Origin of the sequence: Herbidospora galbida, assembly GCF_005233835.1 — a bacterium.
GTDB lineage: Bacteria > Actinomycetota > Actinomycetes > Streptosporangiales > Streptosporangiaceae > Herbidospora > Herbidospora galbida.
On sequence record NZ_SZQA01000033.1, the window covers coordinates 103384 to 110447 of the forward strand.

The 7064-nt window shown below is 60.0% G+C and carries 6 protein-coding genes; all 6 read right to left on the reverse strand.

The genetic code is table 11. The annotated features are described in order from the left end of the window. Positions 1-47 precede the first annotated feature (47 nt). Entirely contained in the window at positions 48-1088 is a 1041-nt protein-coding gene (locus FDA94_RS29245; RefSeq protein WP_137250289.1) for a N4-gp56 family major capsid protein, read from the reverse strand. An 18-nt stretch (positions 1089-1106) separates the two neighbouring features. Further along, the gene (locus FDA94_RS29250) at positions 1107-1964 is read right to left on the reverse strand and encodes a hypothetical protein (RefSeq protein ID WP_137250290.1); all 858 of its coding nucleotides are present in this window, start codon (positions 1962-1964) and stop codon (positions 1107-1109) included. A gap of 12 nt (positions 1965-1976) precedes the next feature. Beyond that, the gene (locus tag FDA94_RS29255) at positions 1977-3671 is read right to left on the reverse strand and encodes a phage portal protein (protein WP_246060210.1); all 1695 of its coding nucleotides are present in this window, start codon (positions 3669-3671) and stop codon (positions 1977-1979) included. A 19-nt stretch (positions 3672-3690) separates the two neighbouring features. Continuing rightward, positions 3691-4110, reverse strand: coding sequence for a hypothetical protein (locus tag FDA94_RS29260; protein ID WP_137250291.1), 420 nt, complete (start codon positions 4108-4110; stop codon positions 3691-3693). Positions 4111-4180: 70 nt separating this feature from the next. Further along, positions 4181-5740, reverse strand: a complete 1560-nt coding sequence (locus FDA94_RS29265) for a phage terminase large subunit family protein (RefSeq protein ID WP_137250292.1) — start codon at positions 5738-5740, stop codon at positions 4181-4183. A 121-nt stretch (positions 5741-5861) separates the two neighbouring features. Next, on the reverse strand, positions 5862-6740 hold the full coding sequence (locus tag FDA94_RS29270) for a hypothetical protein (RefSeq protein WP_137250293.1): 879 nt from the start codon (positions 6738-6740) through the stop codon (positions 5862-5864). Positions 6741-7064: the final 324 nt, after the last annotated feature.

The window sequence follows — 7064 nt, forward strand, 5'->3', positions numbered from 1 at the left end:
TCTCAGGGGCTTCAAGAATGGCGCGGTACGCCTTGTGAGGCTAAGGGCTAATTCGTTTCAGCCACGATAACAGACTGGTCTGTAATTAGTCCCCAGCCAAAAATGCTATACCAGGCCAATGCGTGTTCACGGCCAAAATCGAGGATACCGCCATCGCGCAATTCGACGGGCAAAGAAATGGCGTGACCAAACGCGTTGTCCCCAACGAAGATCGACTGATACACGCTCTTACCTGCGGGAACGTCCGTCGCGAGGTCCGGGTTATCGGCAGTCGGGGTACCGGTAGTAAGCTTCCGGACCTGAGTCGTCTCGATAAAGACAACGTCGTCGATCTTGCCAATCTCGCCCAGGGAGAACATTCCCGGCTGCGCGTACTTGCTCATTTCGATCCACTGCGGGTCGTCACGCAGACGCCGCGATTGGTGCGGGTGAACAAACGCCACATAACTGTCTCCCAAACGGGGGACATTCTTGGTCGCGAGGGTCTCGACAGCGTCCTTGACAAGGGCCGTCGTGAAGTTGAAAGTGCCGTCCAGGCCAGCGCGGTTGGCCGCAGCAGTGCCCTGGTCGTACGGCGACATCGGGGTGGCCGGTGGCTCCAGCGCGTACTTGTTGTAGCCGAACAGTCGCGACGTGGCAGTAAGCAGAGTATTCCGCGCGCCTTCGTCGAGATAAGTCGCCATGTTTCGGCCGAGCAAACGCGAGGCCGTGGCCATGACGTCGTCGAACGAAGCGTTCAGAAGCAATTCCGAAACGGCGATGGCATAGCCATGCTCAGCGACGGTAATGCTGAAGGTATTAGCGGTAAGGGCCGCTGTCTGCATCCGGATACCTTCAACCAGCTGCGAGGCGCGGCCGAGGTTGTTGTATCGAACGAAATGCACTGTCAAGCCAGGTTGAACTCCGAGTTCAGTCTTCTTGACAGCAAATTGTTCGAATCGGAGAATTGGCATGGCCTGAAAGAGAATTTCCTTCGACCACAGTTGTTGGATAACCGCACCCAATTGTGTGGAACCACCAACTCCGGGAGCCGCATAAGCGGTCGGAGAAGCGGAAAGATTGGGGGTACCCGTGATTGCGCTAGGCACTTCTGAATCGCTTTCTTATCAGCCGAACATTCCATATCCGTTACCGGACGCCGATGCTCCGTGCAGGCGGTGACGGTTCGCCGCGTACTCGTTCATCGGCATGGACCTGATTTCGTCGGCCGTGTACGTCTTAGTGCCCGATTGCTGTTCCAGCGGTCCAGTCGCGCCATATCCCGTGAGGGAGGCGCCACGCGACATTGCGCCAAGCTCGGCCGAAGCCGCGCTTACCTGGTCGAGAATCTTCGCGCTCCGCGCCTTCATGGCGACGATGGAGGCTTCGATTTCGTCCCGTGTGTTTCCCGTGATCAGGTCGAGAAGCTCAGGGAGAATGTTCTCCGACTCCTCAGTGACCCGCTGACGGGTGAAGTTCTGAAGTTCAAGGAATTCCCTCTCCTTGGCTTCAAGCAGGCGCTCGTTCTCACGGGCGGCACGCTCTTGAGCGCGCTCGGCCTCAATGGCGTCGAGCCGGGCCTGCCACTGCCGGGTGGTCTCCTCTAGCAACTCCTTGGCGGACATCTCTTCGCGCCGTTGCTGATTGACCTGTTCCTCGGCAGCCTTACGGGCTTCCTCTTCGGCCTGAGCAGCCGCTTCCCGCTCGGCCTGCCAGGTCTTCAGGATCTCGTCCTGCGAGTTGACCTTGGTAGCCAGCTGGTTCATGCGGTTGTACAGCTTGTCCTTCTCCTCGCGCCGTGCCTTCTCCAGGTCCTCGGCCGTGTAGAACGGTCCGTTGGCCGGTGGGGCAGCAGGGGGAGTGGTCGAGCTGGAGTCAGTCCACTGAGGGGCGTCATCGCTGGAACCGCCGCCGATCAGGTAGATCGGGTCGCCGTTCTTCCGATGACCAATAAGGGAGCCAGGGGTGGTGATGTTGTCTTGCACTTGTCGCGAGTCCTAGGCGCTATCGGTGTCCGGGTCTCGGCGCTGAGGAGTTCTGCTTCCATGCGCCAGTGTCACGAGTTCGGTCATGATTTTGTGTTCAGTACCGGCCATTACCGTTGCCTGATTGGCAACAGGGTTGGTCGGGGGAGCACTCGCCGAATCCGAATTAGCGCCTGTGGGCGGTGCGGGGGCATTTTCACCTTGCGGTGTCATTCCCGTCATTGCCAAGATAGCAGAATTGATTTGCGCCCTTATAAATTCAAGTGCGCCCTGCTCAATGGCGTCATTGCGAAGCTCTTCGAAAATCTCGGCGGCCTTTTCATCCGGGAACTCAGTCCCCAGATCCTTGAGCGCGCCGCGCTTGCTTTCGAGGCCCAGGCCCATCTTGAGCTGGATCTCGTTCAGCTTGATGAGGGTGTCGACCGGCAGCGGCGGCGGCCAGTGACACTCGGTGCGGTAGACCAGCGGGTCAGTGGGATCGATGACACTGGGCTGGCCGGGCTCGATGATCCCGTCTGTGTCAGGGTCGTAGAGCAGCGTCTCCGGCTCGAACAAAAACAAGGTGCGGAGCGCCAGTTCGTTGATCTTCCGCAGGCCGACGCTGTAGTTGCGGACCTTGGCCTCATGCTGGGACATCAGTGGGAGGTACTGAATGGCCAGCGCAACACCCGAGGTGTTGGAGATCGCCTGCTGCTGGCCCAAGGCCGTTTCGGGGACGCCCGACATTTCGTGCATGGCGCGCTTGATCAGCTCCATGTACTGGAGCGGGCCTACGAGGTCGACGCCGTTTTCGAGCGTGTAGACCTTGGCCTCTTGGGGGACGTGCCACACCTTGTGGGCACCGACCTCGGTCGAGGGATTCTTGGCCCCCTGCATGACCGTGATCGGCTGCGAATGGTAGTTGACGATATCGCTGATCTCCGTGGCCTTTTCGTTATATTCCCTGTTCAGCGCGATGAGGTTCTCAATGTCGCTGATGCCCCAGGGCGATCCGGAGACGGAGATGTTGGGGATGTGAACGACGGGGATCTGGCCCAACCGGTTGGGCCTACGGTCGATCAACTCGTCGTTGACGTACTCTTCCACGGTGTCGTCTGTCAAGACTTCCGTGTAGGTGAATACCTGTCGAGTCCCCTCCAAGTTAGTACCCCAAAAGCGATACTTTAGCTTGAATCGGACCAAACGCTCACGATCGTGAGGATGCCACTCAGGAAAGCATGTACTTGGATTAAGTGGCAAAATTCGGACACGCCCGGGATGGACATTCCGGGCCGAGTCGACCCAGGCCGGGTCGTAGGCGATCTTGGCGAACGCGTCGCCGGTCACACCCCCGTTCTGCGCGACCTCGGCCAGCACGGTGGCCTTGTCGTTGTCACGCTCCCAGATCCGGTTGACCAAGGCCGGGATGATGTGCTGGTACTGCTTGGCGGCCGAGAAGGTCACGCCGCGACTGAACGAGAAGTTGTTCTTGTAGTCGCTGAGAGCCTGCGTGTAGTTGAACGTGAGCTGAGGCTCACCCGGTGCGCGGCGGTGAGTCCAATGCATGCCCATCCACCACGCCCAATTTCGGGCATAGCGGGACAAGCGAGGACCATTTACCTCAAACTCCTCATCAGAAAGCTCCACCAGGCCTAGGGGGCTAATCGACACCGTGAGGGTCGAACCCAGGGCCTGGTGGCCAGGAGTGTAGAAATTAATGCCGCTCAACGGAGCGCTACCTCAGCCTTTAGTCGTTGACGACAGACGCGTTGTGACGCATGTAGTGGTCACCGCTACGTTGCACCATCTGGTAATGCACCTCGGCGTCGCGAGAGAACGCGCCCTCGGAAAACTCGCCAAGGAATGTCGGCGCTTCAACCCAGGCAGCACTACCGAGGTGGGCGCGCTCCTTCAGAGTCTCCGAAGCGGGCTTAATCCACACGGCCTTGTTGTGCGTCGGATGACCGGGCGGAGTTTCGTAACCGCTCATGACGCCCACGCCAAAGTCGCGAGGAACGTCCTGGTCAGTGCCCACACCCTCCTGGAACCGCAGCTCACCACGCCGGGCAGTGTTCGACGCGGCCTTACGCTCATACACCGAGGTCAGACGCTCCGGGTAACGCGGAGTCGGCGCAAGCGGCGAATTGCGCTCAGGGTCGTTATACATTCGCAGCCCTTTCAAATCAGCTAGCTCTTTCCAGGCTAGAGTTCAAGGGCCGAAATATATAAATGTCGTATCAATACCGGCGGCGATAGAACGGGTTATCCGAGAACTGAACAGTCGGAACCGCATAATCCAAAGTCAAAACGCACGCCATCGCCAAACTGTCGGCGAAGTCGTCATGCGCGTTGGGCTCCTTCGGAGCCTCAGCCATCAGGTACGGACCCGCAAACACCTTCTCCAGCGACGTCATCTGCTGGTGAAACCGGCGCCACAACTTGGTCTCCCGCGTCTTGGCGTGCGCAGGCCACGTGATCAGACCCCGGTCCATGAGGTTGGCCAGATGCTTCCACCTCTTGGACTGGCTGGCACGGTCAGAACCGAGCTCCTCGATCTCCGTATGCGGCATCAGCACCCGCAACCGTGAGGCCACCACATCACCCAGGCCGCCCGCGTCGATCCCGACCTTCATGATCTTGTAGTTCGCGCAGAAATCCGTGATCCGCTCGTACTGCCGCTCCCAGTCCTGGCCGGTCAAGTCGAGCCAGTTAAGGATCCGGTGCGGATAGATGCCGTTCTCATCCGGACGATCCCAGTCGACGTGGACCACCGTGACGATCGTCGAGTCCTGCTTGCGAGCCGGATCGATCCCGATCACGACCGGCGTGCGATGCCAGGTGTGCTCGACCTTCATGCTCTTGTCGCCGAGGGACTCCAGGCGCTCCTCGGTCGTGAACATGCCCTGCTCAAGCAACCAGATCAACCGGTACGACAGCTTGAACTCATCCGAGTCCTCGCCGATCCGGATCATCTCCTTGCTGACGTACTTCTTATAGGAGGGGTTGGCCTTCGCCGCCTCCCTCCAATCAGCCTGGAAGTGCAGCGGCTTCTTGCCTCGGCCGAGCTGCTCCCGCTTGTTGTCCTGAATCAGCTTGTAAAAGGCGCCCTTCTCATACGAGGGCGTGCCCGTCAGGACCAAGGTCGCGTTGGTCGAGGCACCCATCGGCGAGATCGACTTGAACAGCATCCGAGCGTCAACGCCCTGAGCCTCATCCATCAGGATCAGGTGATAGGTCCGGCCTTCGATGATCGCCCGAGGATGTGCGGTCTGCCGACGCACCAACGACCCGTTCGACAGAGACAGCGTCCGGCCCTTGCCCGCGATCCTAATGTTCAAGTCCGGGTCCGACATCAACGCGACCGCCTGCTCCGAAGTCAACCGCGACACGATCCGCGAGTAGAGGTTTTCCGCCTGGTCCTCGACAGGAGCGAACGCACCCACCCACAAGCCCTTGCGGAACTTGCCCAGCAGATCCGGGTACGCAATGGCCAGCGACGGGAAGAGAATCATCGCCGTCGCCACAGTGTTGGCGACCGTCTCACTTTTTCCACTCTGCCTGGAAAATAGCGCAGTCAGCGCCGCACCGTCCCCAGTAATAAGGGACTCAAAAATCCGCCGGGCAAAAGGCCGCTGGTACGGATAAAGCGGATTGCCGCTCAACTCGTCCGTGACGAGAAGCAACCTATCCAGCAAATCCTCGACGAACTCGCGCGACAGCTCATCCAGCTCATCGTCGAGACTCGCCCGCGCTTCCTTCTCGCCATCCGTCTCGTCATCCAGAAAATCGTCGGCCACAAATCATCCCTCATAAGAAAACCATTCAATTCGAGGGTAGAAATCAACCGGCCATTTTTATGAATCCTGGAAACGCGAAAGCCCCCGAGCTGATTCAGCTCGGGGGCTTTCGTTCCCCTACCTACTGGACGAAGAGCGCCGCTTCCTCATCCAACTTCTCCTCGGCCTCGTTCAGAGCGTTCCGCCACGCCTTCGGGGTAGAGACGATCCCGAACTTCTCCAGCATCGCTGCGCCCGTGGGACGCGGCTTCCCCAGCTTCCGTGCCCGGCGGCAAGCCGCCATCGCGATCCTCAGCACCGCGCGGTAGCCGATGTTCTCGGCTTCGATGTCGAGGTTCTCCAGGGACACAGTGGCTTCCGCGTCGTCCGCCTCGACTTCCTCTTCCTCGCTCTCGTCTTCCTCTGCGTCCTCCGTGAGGTTCTCCGGCGTCTCGTCGTCTTCCCCGGGCTGGGGAAGGTCTTCCACGAGCGTCTTGGGGCCCTTATCGGTTTCTTCCTCGGGCTGTGTTAGTTCAATGGTCGGAGGGACGGGAACTTCCCCTACCTCTCGCGCCCGGCGCCGATTCTTGATGCGGGGGGAAATGGCGGCGGCGGCGAGGACAAGCATGTGCAGGAAGGCCGCCGCAACGAGGGAAGGTACGGGGGTGACGGCCTCGACGAGGAAGAGGTTCACTTCCAGCGTGTCGTGGTCGAGGGCGTGGTTGACGCCGCCCAGGACGATCGTGAGGATCAGGCCGAATCCGGCTCCCCAGGCCGCTGACCGGCGCAGCCACTTCAGGTGCTTGGGGATGAACATGAACAGCAGGGTGCTGACCATCTCGTAGAGCACGACCATGGCGGCGACGACGATGCTTCGCCACTCCAGGCCGAGGCGCTGGCCGAGCTCGATGATCTCGGGGCCGTTGACGGCGGCGGTACCGGCCATGCCGGTGAGTGCGCCGAAGACCAGGCAGTAGAACACCCATCGGGGGAGTTCGGCCGTATCGTTGTGCGTGGACATCTGGAGCCTTACCTCCTGGTGTCTGGAGAGCCCCGGAGCTGCCAAGCCATCCGGGGCTCTCGTGCGTTTGGGGACCCATTACAGGTGGCCTCACCTGCGGCTTTGCAGGAGGCCGATCCATTGGTTTCTCAGCCGATCCATCCATCCGAGACCCATTCGGGGATGGATCCCCATTGAGGATCCATCGGAAGGGGGTGGATGGGGCATGATTCGCCCGGATTGTCCGGGATCGGAAGGGAACCAGAAATCGGGCTCTGACCTGCAAGGACGCGTGGTTAGGGCTTCAACCTGCATGGATGAAACGCTTGCAACTATAAAGCGCCG